The organism is Aquimarina macrocephali JAMB N27, from assembly GCF_000520995.1.
GTDB lineage: Bacteria > Bacteroidota > Bacteroidia > Flavobacteriales > Flavobacteriaceae > Aquimarina > Aquimarina macrocephali.
The window spans coordinates 101491-117314 of the sequence record NZ_JACA01000005.1 but is presented as its reverse complement, the minus strand read 5'-3'; the positions used below and the strand labels follow the sequence as shown (position 1 = coordinate 117314).

The window sequence follows — 15824 nt, the reverse complement described above, 5'->3', positions numbered from 1 at the left end:
TCACCGTATTATGGAGGTTACCATCATTACATCAGATACATTTAAAACCAATACCTGGTCTGGGGGAACAACTACTCAGTTTTTTATGTATCCCAAAACTGCAAATTATCCGGAATTAAATTTTGATTTCAGGCTAAGCATGGCCACGGTTTCAATAGAGGAGTCTGTTTTTACTTCACTTCCTGGTGTATCAAGAACACTACTGGTTTTAGATGGAGAAATAACATTGCAACACGAAAACAGATACACAAAACAACTTTCTAAATTTGATAGTGATGGATTTGAAGGAGGTTGGAAAACATCCTCTATAGGAATGTGTACAGATTTTAACCTAATGACAACGGGTAATACGGTTGGTACACTAGGTGTATTTACCCCTAAAAAAAACGAAAACATCCAATACCCTATTAAAAACAAATGGGATTGGGTGTTTATATATAACTATTCTGGAGAAGTTACTATTGACATCAATAATCAAGAGTATACGATACACCAATCTGATGTATTGGTTATACAACAACCAATTGCAACTACTATGCGTATTAATGCAATTAAAGATAGTACCTTAGTTTTCTCTGAAATAGTAACTAATTAATAAAATCTAAACGTGTGAATCTATTTAAGATTACAGAAGCCAAAGCACCTATAGTTCCTATAATTATAAGTGTACCTCATTCGGGAACAAAATTTCCTTCAGCGATAAAAAAGCAGTATAAAAAAAGAATGCGTACCCATCTTGATGATACTGATTGGTTTGTACATCGACTGTATGAATTTGCGCCGTCTCTGGGGATAACTGTAGTTAAGGCAAATCTAAGTCGATGGGTAATCGATCTTAATAGAGATCCTAAAAGTGTACCCTTGTATACTGATGACAGACTTATTACAAGCAATACACCAATAACAGATTTTTACGGAAATAAAATTTATAAGTCTCAAGAATTCGAACCTGATCAAAACGAAATTAAGAGAAGATTAGATACCTATTACTGGCCCTATTACGAGCAACTTAAAACTCTGATAGAAGATAGAAAAAAGCAGTTTGGTAAAGTTTTACTTTGGGATGCGCATTCTATCCGCCATAAAGTAAGTACGATTCAAAAAGATCCTTTTCCAGATATGATTTTAGGAAATAACGATGAGAAAACGGCATCTCCAGAACTCATTACATCGGCTTTACATGGGTTAAAATCAGGAGCATTTGAAATTAATCATAACTCCCCTTTTAAAGGAGGACATATTACCCGTTACTTCGGAAATCCAGAGAATAACATTCATACGCTTCAGCTGGAAATGAATAAAATTTTATATATGGATGACAATGAAGTTACTTATAATGAGGAAAGAGCAAAAAAAGTGCAGGACGTATTACAACATACCATGAAACGTTTAGTTGAAACTCTACAAAAATAAAATTCTGAAACACACTATGAAAACCTATTGTTTTAAGGGAATACTACAAAATACCGGCTGGAAAGAAAATACCGGGTTTACTGTAAATAATGAAGGTATCATTACAGATATCTCTTCTTTTGACCCGCAAAATACATCCAATAAAATTATTGATGGTTTTGCTATTCCCGGGTTTCAGAATGCACACTCTCATGCGTTTCAATATGCTATGGCTGGTTTGGCAGAAAGGCATGAAAACACTACTTCTACCCCGGATGACTTTTGGGGATGGCGAGAAGCTATGTACCAATTGGCATTAACGATGAATCCAGAGCAAATGGAAGCCATAGCAACGATGCTCTATGCAGAAATGGCTCGTCATGGATATACCAATGTAGCCGAATTTCATTATGTACATCACGATAAAAATGGAGTCCCCTACTCTAATCTTTCCGAAATGGGAAATAGTCTTATTTCCGCAGCAAAAAATGTAGGTATTGGAATTACGCTAGTTCCTATTTTTTATCAAAAAGGAGGTTTTGGACAAGAACCAAATGACAGACAGCGAAGGTTTATCTCTCCTACTATTGATGAATATTTAAAATTATTAGAATCAAGCAAAGAAGCTTGTAAGCACTACCAGCATGCCAATATTGCTATTGGTATACACTCTATGAGAGGAGTTGAACCGTCTGATATTGCCGAGATTGCAAAATCCGGACCTCAGGATATTCCATTTCACATTCATGTCTCAGAACAACTAAAAGAGATAGAAGATTCTGTCAAATATCTAGGGAAACGTCCTGTAGAATGGTTATTAGATCATGTAGATATGAATGATAGATTTCATTTGGTACACGCAACACACCTAACAGATGATGAAATCGAGGGAATTGCAAAAAGCAAAGCTAATGTAGTGCTCTGCCCAAGTACTGAAGGTAACTTGGGTGATGGATTATTTCCGTTAAGAAAATACCAGGAAAATGGTGGAAAATGGAGTATTGGCACCGATAGTCACATAGGTCTTAATCCGTTAGAAGAACTACGTATTTTGGATTATGGACAACGCTTAATTTCTCATAAAAGAAACACCTACTCCTCTAATCAACAAGGAGATTCTGGAATGTATGCATTAGAAATGGCTACAGAAACGGGAAGAAAAGCGATGAATAATTTTAACAAGGATTTCTTTAAGGTTGGAGAATCACTAAATGCCTGTATTATTGATGCTTCATCGCCATTATTAACTACCGCTTCTACAAAAAATCTTACTTCGACTATTGTATATGCAACAGATTCAAACATGCAGCTAGGAACTATTGCTAACGGAGAAATGATTGTTAATAACCAAAATCATACAAAGTATCAGGAGATAAAAGAAAAGTTTGCAAAAACCATCGATGCATTAAAAAACAGGTGATAATTATAACTTATATACTTCATATACAAAACCCTCTAGCGTTTTCACTAGAGGGTTTTACACATTTAACCACTTAAATTACAATCATATAAACTCAACTTAGTATAAAGATAATGTACTATATAATACGATTATTACGGGTTTCCGCAATAGGTATGATTAATTCTTATAAATATAGTTTTAGCGCTTATTGATAGTATGTTTATTACATTAGCATATTTTGACAAAATAGGCTATTATAACTCATCGAACGACTTATTTTTTTAGGTATTAGAAAGGAAAAAATAGCGTATTGTAATTATCCTGATCTTAGGCTAAGAATATAATAGTAATTGCTATTACATTATTATTGTCTGCAAGTTGATAAAAACTGTAGTATTATAAAATTATATATCTTTAATATAAAACTTAATGAATAAGATACTAGTAACTCTTTTGGTAATTTCTGTAATTACCTCCTGTAAACAAAAACCAAATTCTACTAAAGAAATTGTAAACAATCTACCAATCAAAGATAGTTTGACATTAGAAATTGAAAAGTTAAACAAAAACTATTTCAATGGGTTGGCAGTTGCGATAGTTGATTCTACAGGAACCATATACAAAACAGGAATTGGCTTCGCTGACATAAAATCAAAAAAACCTTATACATCAAATACTATTCAACCAATTGCTTCTGTCTCAAAGACATTCATCGGTATCGCTTTGATGAAAGCACAAGAAAAAGGACTTTTAAATTTAGACGACCCAATAAATAAGCATCTTCCATTTAAAGTTCAAAATCCTAACTTCACAAACCAACCAATTACTATAAGACAGTTAGCAACTCATACTTCAACAATTGTTGATACCGAGAACTATATGGGTAGAGCTTATGTATTAAAAGATGAAATAGACAGTACATCATTCAAAATTGAAAACATCCCTCAAAGTTTCAATCCAAATAACACTAAAATTCCATTATCCCAATTTTTAGAAAATTATTTATCTGAAACAGGAAAATGGTACAAAAAGGATGCTTTCACTAAAAATAAACCAGGACAATTATTTGAATACACAAATGTAGGAGCTTCATTAGCTGCATATATCATTGAGCTTGTTTCAAATCAATCGTATTCAGAGTATACTACCGAAAACATTCTGAAACCTTTAAAAATGAATAACTCAGGTTGGAATTATAGTGATTTTAATATGAGTAATGTTTCAACTCTTTATTCCAATCCTAAAACAACAGTGCCATATTATTCATTAATCACGTATCCTGATGGAGGTTTTTTAACAACTATTAATGATCTAAGTATTTACCTAAATGAATTAATAAAAGGATATTCTGGAAGCGGCACATTACTCTCAAATAAAAGCTACAACGAGCTTTTTAAAATACAATTAAAAGAAGAAAACTTCACAGAAAGAGACCCAAATCATCCGTATAGCGACGAATACAATACTGGAATATTTATGGGTACTTCTGCTATGAATAATATTGGGCATACGGGAGGAGATCCGGGAACTTCAGCTTTAATGTTTTTCAACGCAAAAGATAAAATAGGCAGAATTTTATTAGTAAATACAAATATTGAAAACCAGGAAGGTGTTAACGCATATTATGGAATTTTTAATAAACTAGGAGAGTTTGGTCATAAATTAGAATAAAAGTCAGTGTCGCAAAACCCATTACTTTTCATATACTGAACCATTGCATACACATAAAAAAGAGGTAAAAACAAATGGCAAAAGAACAGAAAATAAGTACTGGCCTAAGAATTGCTTCAATGCTCTTTGACCACATTGTAATGACATTTATTGAGATGTTCTTTTTTATTCCGGGGATGATTTCGGGGTTTTTGACAGCTTTTGAAATAAGTCATGAACCAACTACCTTCGATATTTTTGGTTTAAATTACATTACACTTATTGGCTTTGCGCTTTATTTCTGTAAAGACTGTATAAATGGACAAAGCATTGCAAAAAGAGTTCTAAAACTTCAAGTCGTAGAAAACTCAAGCGGTAAAGTGGCTTCGCCAATTAGGTGTTTTATTAGAAATATATTTTGTATCTTTTGGTTTATAGAAGTAATTGTTACCCTGGTAAATCCTAATAGGAGAATCGGTGATATGGTGGCAGGAACAAAAGTAGTTCCATTTAATCCTGAGCTTAAACAATCAAAAATTAACGTTGGACAAATAGTACTTTCAATAATTCTTGCTTATGGGGTTATGATGCTTATAATGCTACCATTTGAAGCCTGGAAATCAAGAATAAAAAGTAATCAGGTAACGTATGTAACCAGTTCGTTGAATGAACAAGCCGCAAGTGAAACCGAACAACTTTTTGCAGATAGCCTGGGAACACACTTGACTTCTGATGTACGTGTTTATGATCAACTTGAGCAAAACAAAGACTTAAAATATGTTTCTGTTATACTCAGACTTAACGAAAACTACTTAGAGAATGACAACAATTACGAAAAAATCAAATCTGTCACTGTGCCCCTAATTTTGGCACAGTTTCCAGAAGGAACTTTTGTGGGTCAGATTCAATATATCTATCAACAACCACGTAGTATAAGAACGCGTACATTGACACTAGATTGGAGAAAAAAGGAATAAAAAACTTATTAAATGGAAACTGTTCAAAAAAAACACGAATACAAACTTGATAAATATACCTTTCAACAACCGTATGAAACCATAACAGTTGTGGATAACGCAGTTTTAGATATCTTATCTTATAATTATGACACCACTATTAATACTAATAGTAGTTATCTAGAAAAGGTGCAGCTAATTCTAAGTTTCTTAAAACTAGAAAACATATTTGAAACCGTTTTGATACACGAAAATACTCGTAAAAACACGTTTACCGAACTTCGGGGAAAAAGTGGCTATGCGGTATTGGATAGCTTCTTACGAATTGAGTTCGTTTCTGATCACACCGATAAATACCAGATTTATGAAGGGTACAAGAAGTTTAATGAGTATGTTTCTAGTTTTGAAACAGGCCTTAAAACAAGATATGAATCACAAAATAAACAGGTAGCCAGAAAATGGAAAAAGAAGCAAGAACATGAAGTTGAAGAAGAGTATAAAAGTGGGATGGCTGTTCTTATAATTATTGCTATCGTGTTTTTTGCTTCAATATATGGGATCATTAGCTACATAAATGGTTAGAGTTTTATCTTTTTTAAAAACTGTACAGGAAGCCATATCTATCTATTGAAGAAAATAAAATATCTTAAAAAATATATTTAGCAAAGATATTAGTAACGATAACTCGATGTGTATTTTGATAGTAATGTAAGAAAACGAAATAATGACATTTTACGAAAAAGAGCTTTATAGAATTCGTAGCATTGTTTATTCAAATGAAGGACAAATTAACACCGTAATTGGAATTCGAAACTATATCGAAAATAATTATGATGCCAATTTAAATTTAGAATTATTATCTCATATTCAGTTTGTTTCCAAGTATCACTTGTTACGCTTGTTCAAAAAATATTATGGCTTAACTCCAAGACAATACTTAATTGACAAACGAATTGAGAAATCTAAAGAGCATCTGATAAATGGAATGTCGGTAACTGAAACCTGTTTTGCTGTTGGTTTTGAAAGCTTAGGTTCGTTCAGTACTTTATTTAAAACAAAAACAGGAAAATCGCCTTCAGAATTTCAAAAAGAGCAACTTTCAAGAAGTAAAATAGATTTGAAGTTCGGAACTTTGGAGCATGAATAAATAAATTAAAGATGAAAGTAACACTAATTAGCATTCCAGTACGAGACCAAGAAAAAGCTTTAAAATTTTACACAGAAAAACTGGGCTTCATAAAAAAGAAGGATCTACCATTAGAAGGTGGAAATAGATGGCTGACCTTAGTTTCAAAAGAAGCACAGGATGGACCAGAATTATTATTAGAACCAGCCCCTAATCATTTTGAACCGTCTAAAGTCTATCAAGATGCATTGATGGAAGCAGGAATTCCATACACCCAATTTGATGTTCAAAATGTTGATTCAGAATATGAACGATTAACGAAATTTGATGTAGAATTCAGTATGAAACCAACCAAAATGGGAACTGTAAAAGTTGCAGTTTTTAACGATACCTGTGGAAATAATATTCAACTAGTGGAGGAATTATAAAAACACTACTGTCAACAACGTATATAATTCATTGCTAGTAATTGCGAAACCGAAAGGTTTGTGACTATTTATAAAGATCGCCAAAATGTCGTAACATTTTGCAATACTACGACACATATACTATGAGTTAGTAGCAATTAAAACCAATGTTAAAAATGATTTCACAAAATCAAATAGACAAGGCTTCAAACTTTTTGAAACTTCACAAAGAAGAAAAGATACTTACTCTATTAAATTCTTGGGATCCAGGAAGTTCTAAACTAATAGAAGCAAGTGGTTTTGAAGCAATTGGAACAACAAGTATGGGCATTTCTGCTTCATTAGGGTATCCAGATTGTCAAGCAATTCCGTTCCAGGAAATGGTAGATGCCGTTAAAAGAATAGTAGAAAAAGTAACCTTACCTGTTACAGCGGATATTGAAGGTGGATATGGTAAAAATATAAATGAAATTGTGAATAGTAGTAGGCAAATTCTTTTAACAGGAATAGTAGGGATTAATATTGAAGATAGTTATGACTTGAATCCCAAATTGGTTGATTCAATTGAATTTTGTGAGCGAATATCTGCTATTCGAGAAATGGCAAAATCTCTTGGAATACATCTAGTCATCAATGCAAGAACGGATGTTTTCATTACGTCTTCTGGTTCAGAAAATGACAGGTTGAAAGAATCTATTGATCGAGGTAATAAATATCAAGAAGCGGGAGCAGATTGTATATTTATTCCAGATGTTTGGCAAAAGGAAAAAATAAGAACTTTAGTACAAGAAATTGATGCACCAATTAATATTCTTTCAAATCCCACAAACGGAACAGGGTTTCCTCCTTCAATAAAAGAATTAGAAGAAATTGGTGTTGCCAGAGTAAGCTTAGGTTCTTCCCTAATGAAATCAACCTTGGCTTCAATAAGGAAAATTGGACAAGAAGTAATTGAAGAGGGAACATATAAAAGATTATCTGAGCATCTCGAACCAATCTCTGAAACATTATTGGCATATAAAATGGCAACCGAAAAAAATAAAAGTCACTAACAAACAATGTAGTAAAAATGTAATGAGGCGAAATAAAGTAATAGGAGTTCTAATGATTTTAATGGGAGTTTTAGTTCTTTTATATAAAAATGATGGTTTTTATGGTTGGGGTCGTTATATTGATAAATCTTGGGAGAATATTATAATCAGTACTGTAATAATTGTGATTGGTGTTTTATTTATTAAAAAAGGAAAGAAAAATCAAAAAGCAAGGTAACAGTAACCCAGCTGCGACACAAATATTAAACGTTAGCAGTAATTAAAACCAACTACTACAAAAAATTAATTCAGAATTAATATCTTTATAGCCTGTTATACTAATTCAACATATTACCTGAGTCTTACTAAAAAGACATTCTCTATAAAACGAGAAATTAATACATAAAATTCTTCGGATTTTACAATGTACAGGTAATCATATCCAATTATTTTATCAAATCTTAACAATAGTAATCGATTAGAAATCAATTGCTTTATCACTTTGTAATGCATTTTGCATTTCGAAATGTGATGATAATACAGTGATTAAAAATGAATAGTAAACAGTTAATAAGCAGAAATAAAGAACAATATTATAAAGCATTAATTGCAGATAATGGTAAGTTGAATGAAATTGATCTTGGAGAAAAACTCGGGCTTGATGAAAAGGAAACCAGAGAAATAATTGTTCTACTTCTATCTGAACATAAAATTGAATATTTAGAAAATGGAGTTTGTGAATATAGTTGTATGAAAATAGTGAAAAGGAAAAGGAAAAATAAAAGCAGGTAACGATATATTCTATGTAAGGCACTTTCCAAAACCTTAGGCTAAAATATGTGGTTTTCTTCAATGAATATAAGGATAAACTTAGTAATTTGGATTGTTAAATAAACATAAAGAATATAAAAAGGATATATGTGTATTGGCACATATATTCTTTTGTTGTGTGTCATATCGAAAAAACAATGCAGAGAAAAATAATTATCATATTACTTCTGACTATATCCTTTAAAGGATTCAGTACGAAATTGGATACTTTGGACTACTGGCACGTTTATCATAACGACAAAGTAATCGCAAAATTCAATTCTGTTTCTAAAGATTTGAATATTAAAATTGACAAATCTAAAATCAAAAAATCTGATACAATTTCAATTAGATATGGAAAAGATACTCGATGTTCGAATTGTAAGTACATTTTATTTGTTCGTGATGAAAAAAAGAGAAAATTAAGAATAACGGAATCTAACAAGTTTTGGAGTAAATTATCTTTCGGACTTTATGACTTGACCGAATCCGGGCGAAAAAATAAGAGTAAACGTTACGATTTTTATTATTGGGAAAGAGATAGTGATGGAAAGAATAAACCAATGAAATTAGTATTACAAATGACGTTGGAATAATGATGACAATTGTAATGACAAGAACTATTGAATAAATGGACATAAGTTTTGACCTTGACAGTACATTAATTCCGAACGGAAAGGAATTTGAAACAGAAAAGAGAAACCGAATTGCTAAACTGTTCGGAATTGAGGAAGTGCGAAAAGGAACTCATGGATTGGTTTCGGACTTGCAGAATCAAGGACACAAAATCCATATTTATACAACATCATTTAGATCTAAAGGAAAAATAAGACTGACTTTAAGATATTATGGAATAAAAGTCAATCGAATTGTAAACCAAACAGAAAATCAACGAGTTTTAAAGTCTCGGAATATCAACTCTTCTAAATTTCCGCCAGCATTTGATTTTGATTTGCACATTGATGATTTAAAAGGTGTCGGAATTGAAAGTGAGAGATTTAATTTCAATGCAATTATTGTTGAACCTACTGACAAAAATTGGGTTGAAAAGATAAAGAGTGGGATAAAAAACGCTGGATAACACTACATATGTGATCATAATTAGTTAATCGATAGGTTTTTATATTTTTATGGTGGCACCAGTGATTTAGATAGAAAAAGGTATAAAATCTGTGCCGATTTGTCGATGGTCTGGTAACTTTTCGCACAGTTATGACATATATTTAAAGTTGTAGCATATCATGTAAAACAAAATACGTATGAATAAACTCTGGAAGCTTTCTGAATCAAAATACGACAAGTTAATTTTTATTAAAAATCAAACTATTTACAAAGGGAATCTTGATCCGGAAAAAATAAACAAATTCAATCTTAATGTAGAGACTTCTTCTAATATTGAAATTGAAAAGGAATTGTTTAGTATACCATATAAATACATAAAAAAAATAATTAATCAAAAAGGGATTAAACACATAAAAATATTCTTTGGAAAGGATTCTGAGGAAGAGCTTAATGTGGAGGATGAAAAAATCAAAAATTTCATTTTTCATTTTTTAAAAGATGATATCAAAGGGTTAAAATACAAGTCTGAATTGCCTACTTTTTTAAATTACTGTAAAGCTCAAATCTTTGCCCTACTAATTTTAACTGGAGTATTTCTATGGAGTATGTATTATGCAATTGAAATCGCTAATGGAACTATTTTCGAATTACGTGGAGGAGGTCGTCTAGGATTAGGCGGACTAGTTTTTATCTTAGCCAGTCTAGGAAAAACAAAATTAATTCTTGGGTATTCTTTATTTATAGGAATCACTCTTTTATCCCTGTTTCGGAAATTAAAATCTAGAACTGAAAGACAAATTCTACATAGATAAAAACGAATGCCAACACCAAGTATGATGTCATAGCGGTTAAGTGATTAATCAAAGGTTCTTGTATATTTGTTACGATATAAAGATCTCACGGTGAGGAAGTTACAAAATCAAAGCAGATTTATCAATAACTAGGTAACACTTTGCACTGCTACGGCACACATATTACACGGTATATACCACACAAAACAAACTACTGTAAATGAGCTTTTGGAGAAAATTATTTAAAAAAAAGAATGAACAACCTAAAAAAGATTCCCATTTTGACAAATATAGAAATGAACTTAATAAATTAGGTGCTAAATCATTTACTGATTTAGAGAATTTAGTAAAACCCATCATTAGACCCGCTACGAAAATAGAGGTTTCACCTGCTTCAAGACCTCCAGAAAATTCGCAGTTAAACTCCCATTTTGGAGGACAACCGTATTTTGAAAATGGAGAAAAATGGCCAACTACTAAAAAAGGAGAAAGTTTAGAGTTTATTTTTCAAATATTCAATAATTCAGGCATTCAACTACCTGAAAGTATTGAATTAATTCAATTTTATTACGATTGGGATGAATTTCCTTGGGACTCTTCAGATGATGGATGGTTAGCCAAAATCTATAAAAAAATAGACAGGGAGAATATGAAACTAATTGAAAAACCAAGTAAATTAGGTAGATCAAAATATTGTAAAATTAGATTCAAATCGACGTTATCCCTACCCGATTGGGAAGGAATTGATTTGTATTCTTATAATGCATCTAAACTATCTTGTGTACTTAACGAAGATGAGCCTTGGGATAATTACAATCAAATAGTCAATAAATTAATCGGAGAGCAAGACTATCAAAGTCAGCTTGGAGGGTATCCAAAATGGGTTCAGGGAGAAAGCACTCCTAAAAAGAGTGACGGAAACACAATGAAACTTTTATTCCAAATTGACTCGGAAGAAAACGCTGGGTTAATGTGGGGAGATGTAGGCTTGATATATGTTTTTTATGAAGAGAAAACTGAAAGAATTGATTTTAGTCTGCAATGTCATTAACAAAAATACGGTATACACGATGTATAAAACACAGTTAATAAGTGTTAAACAGGATGAAAAAAACACCAGATTTTATAGAAGATAGAATTAAGTGGAGAGCTTCTCAACGTAGTTTGCCAAATAAAAATGTCTTCTTATTTGAAAACTTGAATGATAAAGTTAAAATGAAATATTTAACTCATTTTGATGAAGAAAATAGCGGAAAAATAATCTTACTATTTACGGATTCAAAGAAAAACTGGACAGCATTAGGAACAAAAATGATTATAGGATATAACGGAGCTAAATTGAACTCGATAAAATTAGACTCAATTCAAGATGTAATCTCTAAAAACTTGAAAGAACAATATCTTCAAGCAGAAGCTGGTGAAACAAAACTTAAAAAAATAAAAAAACGAAATGAACGTGAATTATCTGTTATTGACTTTAATGGAAATGAAACAGTATTTATTACTAAGAAAGGAAATGATTTCTTCTCACTATGGAATATTGTACTTATGATTACCCGATTAAATAAATAAACTGACTACAATCATGTAAAACAAAATACGAATGAATAAAATTATAGTTCTATCATTGTTATTGGCAATTGGATTTATATCCTGTAAAACTTCTGAAAAAGAAATTGACAAACTTGAAATTGCAAAACAGTACTACAAGGCTCTTGACAATTCTGATGATTCTGGAATAGTAACTCTATTGACCGATAGTCTTTTGACCAAAGAAAGAGAGTATGACTATGAGCAAACATTTTCTCTGAAAGAATATGTTGAATGGTTGAAATGGGATTCTGTATTTGACCCGACGTATGAGATCCTTCAAATTGAGCTAGAAAACGGAATTGTCAAAGCAAAGATTTCAAAAATAGACAAAAGAATCTTTTTTCTTCACGAAGAACCAATTGTCACTAATCAAATTATTCGATTTGATAGTGGTAAAATAACCAGCGTTGAAACAACTAAATACGTGATTTTTAATGATACGACGTTTGTTAAAAACAGAAGTGAATTTTTAAATTGGATAGACAAAAATCATCCTGAGTTAAATGGGTTTATACATGACCAAACTGAGACAGGTGGGCTAAAGTATCTAAAAGCCATTGAACTATATAAAAATAGAAAATAATGCACTACAACACTATTATATAGCGAATAGGACGATTAATGTTTAATCAAAAAGTTGTTGACTATTTGCAAAGTCACCATATATTTAACGTTGGCATTCATTAAAATGACGAAAAAGAAACAGAAATTTATTTGGTACTATGTATTAATCGGATTAGGAATTTTAATATGGACTTATAGCAGATTTAATGGCATTAAAGAAGAAGTCACTCATGTAGAGAATATAAAAATTCAACTTAATTCGAACATTGAAAATGTAACCGGTAGGCGAAACATTGCCGACTACAGGTTTTATGGAAAGGAATTTAAAGCAAGGTTTATAATTTTAGATGGAGCGGTTAATAGTGAACATAGACAATCTATTTCTGACTTAAAAAAGGGAGATACCATAAATATTAAAATTGGTAAATCCGATTTGAGTAAATTGAATTCAAATGAAGATATAAGAGTTTATGGGATACAAGTTGATAATCAAATTTTACTCAGCGTAATAGATTATAATTCAAATAGACATAAATACTCAAATAGATTAAATATATTATTCACATTTATTGGATTATTAGCAATCCTAAAAGGAATAAACATATCAAATAAAACAAAATGGATTGTCTTTATTGGCGGAATAATCTTTTTTATAATAGCTAGAATTTTTGATGTTGGATATTAAAGAAGGAAAATTAAAAAAATGGCTAAGTGCTTAATCAAAAGTTCACTACTTTTAATTCCTATACTAACCATAACCTAGACCTTAGCTATTATTTACAAAGCACATGATTAAAAGTAAAAAAATGCTAAATACTAAATCAATTTTTATGTGCTTGATTTTACTTGGACTCATATCATGTATAGGTAAAAAATCAGAATTGATTGAACTGAATTTTGAAAAGGATTTAGTGCCCGAAGGTATCGCTATCGACGGCAGTACAAAAAAGTTATATTTAAACAGTCTAAAAAATAATAAAATAGTAAGTAGTTCACTTGATGGCAGTAATCCTGCAATTTTTCTAAAAACCAACAAACATAACTATTTAGCTGGTTTTGGAATGACAATTAAAGGAGACACTTTATATGCTCTTGGTAATAGCCTAACAGAAGATAAAAACAAATCAATCCTTTTACTTTTACAACTTTCCTCTGGAGACCTAATTGATTCTTATTCAATTAACGACTCCAATTTTCACTACTTGAATGATTTAGCCATTAGTTCGAATAATGAAATTTTCATTACTGATTCAGAAAGTAACAAAATCTATAAGATTAAAAGACCAAATAAAACCATCGAAATCTATTTGGATTCTGAAGAGGTTTCCAACTCTAACGGAATCACAATCTCCGATGATGATGAATATTTATATTTGGCATCAAACAACGGGATTTCTATTGTCGAAACAATATCAAAAAAAATAATAAATAAACCCAAAGAAGGTTATTCGGGTATAGATGGTATAAAATATCACAAAAATAACCTGTATGGAATAGTAAACGGCTGGAGGGACAAATCACAAAATGGACTGTTCAAATTTGAACTTAACAAAATTGGGACGGAAATTCTAGAAAGTAAAAAAATAGTCGAATTCACCGAAAATTTTAAAATCCCAACCACTTTTGACATTTTCGACGGAAACATTTATTTTGTAATCAACACCCAAATAGACAATTTTGACGAGAATACAAATGAGATTCTCGACTTGAAAAAGTTAGAATCGTATACAATGATGAAAACCAAAGCTGAATAAAACAATGCTAACAGTTCCTATAACAAATAAGACGGTAAGTACAGATTTAGTTACTCTGAACCAATTTGATGTACAAAAAACTTTTCTAACAAGATAGATACATAGCAAATGAAGACAACAGGTAAAATTGCAATCATAGGAGGAGGAATTGGAGGTTTAACAATGGCATTAACCCTAAAAAGAAATAATCAAGGGTTCAAACTTTTTGAAAAATCTAATGAATTCCAAGAAGTTGGAGCTGGAATTGGAATCGCTTCTAATGCTTTAAAAATATTTGATAAACTTAACATAGGTAATGAACTAAGAGAAAAAGGACATTTACTCAAAAAGACAATACTTGCTACCGAAAAATTAAAAATTCTAAAAACAGTTCCCTTTCCAGAAGAGGTCTATTGTATTCACAGAGCTTCAATTATAGATGTAATTTCTAATGAGCTGGACAAAAACTCTTACGAGTTAAACAAAGAAGTAGAAAGCATTGAGAATCAAGAAAACGTAAAGATTAAATTTAAAGATAATACAGTTTCAGAATTTGACACCTTAATTGCGTCTGATGGTATTAATTCAACAGTGAGAAAATCAGTTTTTCCTGAAATAAAGACAAGACATACACATCAAGTCATTTGGAGAGGGATTACAAAATTTGATATCAACGCTGATTTAAAGCATACCTACTACGAGCTTTTTGAAGGTAGTTTACGATTCTTATTTTTACCATTGAATGATACCGAAATGTTTTGGCTGGCTGTTCAAGAAAAAAAGAATTTCAGTAAAGATTCATCTGCTTCTCTAAAATCCTATTTATTAAAAACATATAGCGAATTTCATCCCATAGTATTGGATTTGCTCAATAGAACAATGGAAAGCAATATCCTACAAAATGAATTGGCTGACATTGAACCCAATTATAAGAATTGGTTTAAAAATAATACTGTTTTTATTGGTGATTCTATTCACGCTACTACTCCAAATCTAGGACAAGGAGCCTGTCAAGCAATTGAGGATGCCTATACTTTAGGGCTTTGTATAAAAAATGACATGAATACTTCTTTTTCTGATTATCAAAACGTAAGATTTAAAAAAGTCGAATACATTGTAAAACAATCTTGGAAAATTGGAAAAATGTCACTGATCAGTGGGGGTTTACAAAAAAAACTACTCCATTTATTGTTGAGATTCTTTCCCGAAAAACAATATCAAAAAAGGTTTAAGCGGATAATCGATATTGAATATTTGAATAAATTAGAAAACACTACCGCTAACAATATGCAATAAAACATAGCTAA

General features: G+C 31.2%; 20 protein-coding genes. All 20 read left to right on the top strand.

Translation table 11 applies throughout. The features are described from left to right. Positions 1 to 10: 10 nt before the first annotated feature. The 20 genes from Z054_RS0105675 to Z054_RS0105580 all read left to right on the top strand — a co-directional run bounded on the left by Z054_RS0105675 (position 11) and on the right by Z054_RS0105580 (position 15813). On the top strand, positions 11 to 595 hold the full coding sequence (locus tag Z054_RS0105675) for a HutD/Ves family protein (RefSeq protein WP_024769114.1): 585 nt from the start codon (positions 11 to 13) through the stop codon (positions 593 to 595). Positions 596 to 609: 14 nt separating this feature from the next. Next, positions 610 to 1413 carry an N-formylglutamate amidohydrolase gene (locus Z054_RS0105670; protein ID WP_024769113.1) on the top strand — a complete coding sequence of 268 codons (804 nt, stop codon included), beginning with the start codon at positions 610 to 612 and terminating at the stop codon, positions 1411 to 1413. A gap of 16 nt (positions 1414 to 1429) precedes the next feature. Continuing rightward, complete coding sequence (hutF, locus tag Z054_RS0105665; RefSeq protein ID WP_024769112.1) at positions 1430 to 2812, top strand: formimidoylglutamate deiminase; 1383 nt, start codon at positions 1430 to 1432, stop codon at positions 2810 to 2812. A 411-nt stretch (positions 2813 to 3223) separates the two neighbouring features. After that, positions 3224 to 4465, top strand: a complete 1242-nt coding sequence (locus tag Z054_RS0105660; protein ID WP_024769111.1) for a serine hydrolase domain-containing protein — start codon at positions 3224 to 3226, stop codon at positions 4463 to 4465. Between the two features lie 74 nt (positions 4466 to 4539). Then, on the top strand, positions 4540 to 5421 hold the full coding sequence (locus Z054_RS0105655; protein ID WP_024769110.1) for an RDD family protein: 882 nt from the start codon (positions 4540 to 4542) through the stop codon (positions 5419 to 5421). Positions 5422 to 5433: 12 nt separating this feature from the next. Beyond that, positions 5434 to 5982 carry a hypothetical protein gene (locus Z054_RS0105650; protein ID WP_024769109.1) on the top strand — a complete coding sequence of 183 codons (549 nt, stop codon included), beginning with the start codon at positions 5434 to 5436 and terminating at the stop codon, positions 5980 to 5982. Positions 5983 to 6124: 142 nt separating this feature from the next. After that, positions 6125 to 6547: a helix-turn-helix domain-containing protein gene (locus Z054_RS0105645; protein WP_024769108.1), complete on the top strand. Its 423-nt coding sequence runs from the start codon at positions 6125 to 6127 to the stop codon at positions 6545 to 6547. 11 nt (positions 6548 to 6558) lie between these two features. After that, positions 6559 to 6954, top strand: a complete 396-nt coding sequence (locus Z054_RS0105640) for a VOC family protein (RefSeq protein ID WP_024769107.1) — start codon at positions 6559 to 6561, stop codon at positions 6952 to 6954. A gap of 155 nt (positions 6955 to 7109) precedes the next feature. Beyond that, positions 7110 to 7985 (top strand): isocitrate lyase/PEP mutase family protein, encoded by an 876-nt coding sequence (locus tag Z054_RS0105635; RefSeq protein ID WP_024769106.1) that lies wholly within the window; start codon positions 7110 to 7112, stop codon positions 7983 to 7985. A gap of 22 nt (positions 7986 to 8007) precedes the next feature. After that, positions 8008 to 8202 (top strand): hypothetical protein, encoded by a 195-nt coding sequence (locus Z054_RS31285; RefSeq protein WP_024769105.1) that lies wholly within the window; start codon positions 8008 to 8010, stop codon positions 8200 to 8202. A 314-nt stretch (positions 8203 to 8516) separates the two neighbouring features. Further along, entirely contained in the window at positions 8517 to 8756 is a 240-nt protein-coding gene (locus Z054_RS0105625; RefSeq protein WP_024769104.1) for a hypothetical protein, read from the top strand. Positions 8757 to 8932: 176 nt separating this feature from the next. After that, complete coding sequence (locus Z054_RS0105620) at positions 8933 to 9370, top strand: hypothetical protein (RefSeq protein ID WP_024769103.1); 438 nt, start codon at positions 8933 to 8935, stop codon at positions 9368 to 9370. A 35-nt stretch (positions 9371 to 9405) separates the two neighbouring features. Next, complete coding sequence (locus tag Z054_RS0105615) at positions 9406 to 9855, top strand: hypothetical protein (RefSeq protein ID WP_024769102.1); 450 nt, start codon at positions 9406 to 9408, stop codon at positions 9853 to 9855. Positions 9856 to 10033: 178 nt separating this feature from the next. Further along, entirely contained in the window at positions 10034 to 10648 is a 615-nt protein-coding gene (locus tag Z054_RS0105610) for a hypothetical protein (protein ID WP_024769101.1), read from the top strand. Positions 10649 to 10847: 199 nt separating this feature from the next. Beyond that, the gene (locus Z054_RS0105605; RefSeq protein ID WP_024769100.1) at positions 10848 to 11678 is read left to right on the top strand and encodes a DUF1963 domain-containing protein; all 831 of its coding nucleotides are present in this window, start codon (positions 10848 to 10850) and stop codon (positions 11676 to 11678) included. Between the two features lie 53 nt (positions 11679 to 11731). Further along, the gene (locus Z054_RS0105600) at positions 11732 to 12199 is read left to right on the top strand and encodes a hypothetical protein (protein WP_024769099.1); all 468 of its coding nucleotides are present in this window, start codon (positions 11732 to 11734) and stop codon (positions 12197 to 12199) included. Positions 12200 to 12230: 31 nt separating this feature from the next. Continuing rightward, a complete protein-coding gene (locus tag Z054_RS0105595) occupies positions 12231 to 12803 on the top strand; it encodes a hypothetical protein (RefSeq protein ID WP_035090732.1) in 573 nt (190 codons plus the stop codon). Positions 12804 to 12908: 105 nt separating this feature from the next. Continuing rightward, the gene (locus Z054_RS0105590) at positions 12909 to 13469 is read left to right on the top strand and encodes a hypothetical protein (protein WP_024769097.1); all 561 of its coding nucleotides are present in this window, start codon (positions 12909 to 12911) and stop codon (positions 13467 to 13469) included. 145 nt (positions 13470 to 13614) lie between these two features. Next, positions 13615 to 14538: an SMP-30/gluconolactonase/LRE family protein gene (locus tag Z054_RS0105585; protein ID WP_161635247.1), complete on the top strand. Its 924-nt coding sequence runs from the start codon at positions 13615 to 13617 to the stop codon at positions 14536 to 14538. Between the two features lie 108 nt (positions 14539 to 14646). Beyond that, a complete protein-coding gene (locus tag Z054_RS0105580; RefSeq protein WP_024769095.1) occupies positions 14647 to 15813 on the top strand; it encodes an FAD-dependent monooxygenase in 1167 nt (388 codons plus the stop codon). Positions 15814 to 15824: the final 11 nt, after the last annotated feature.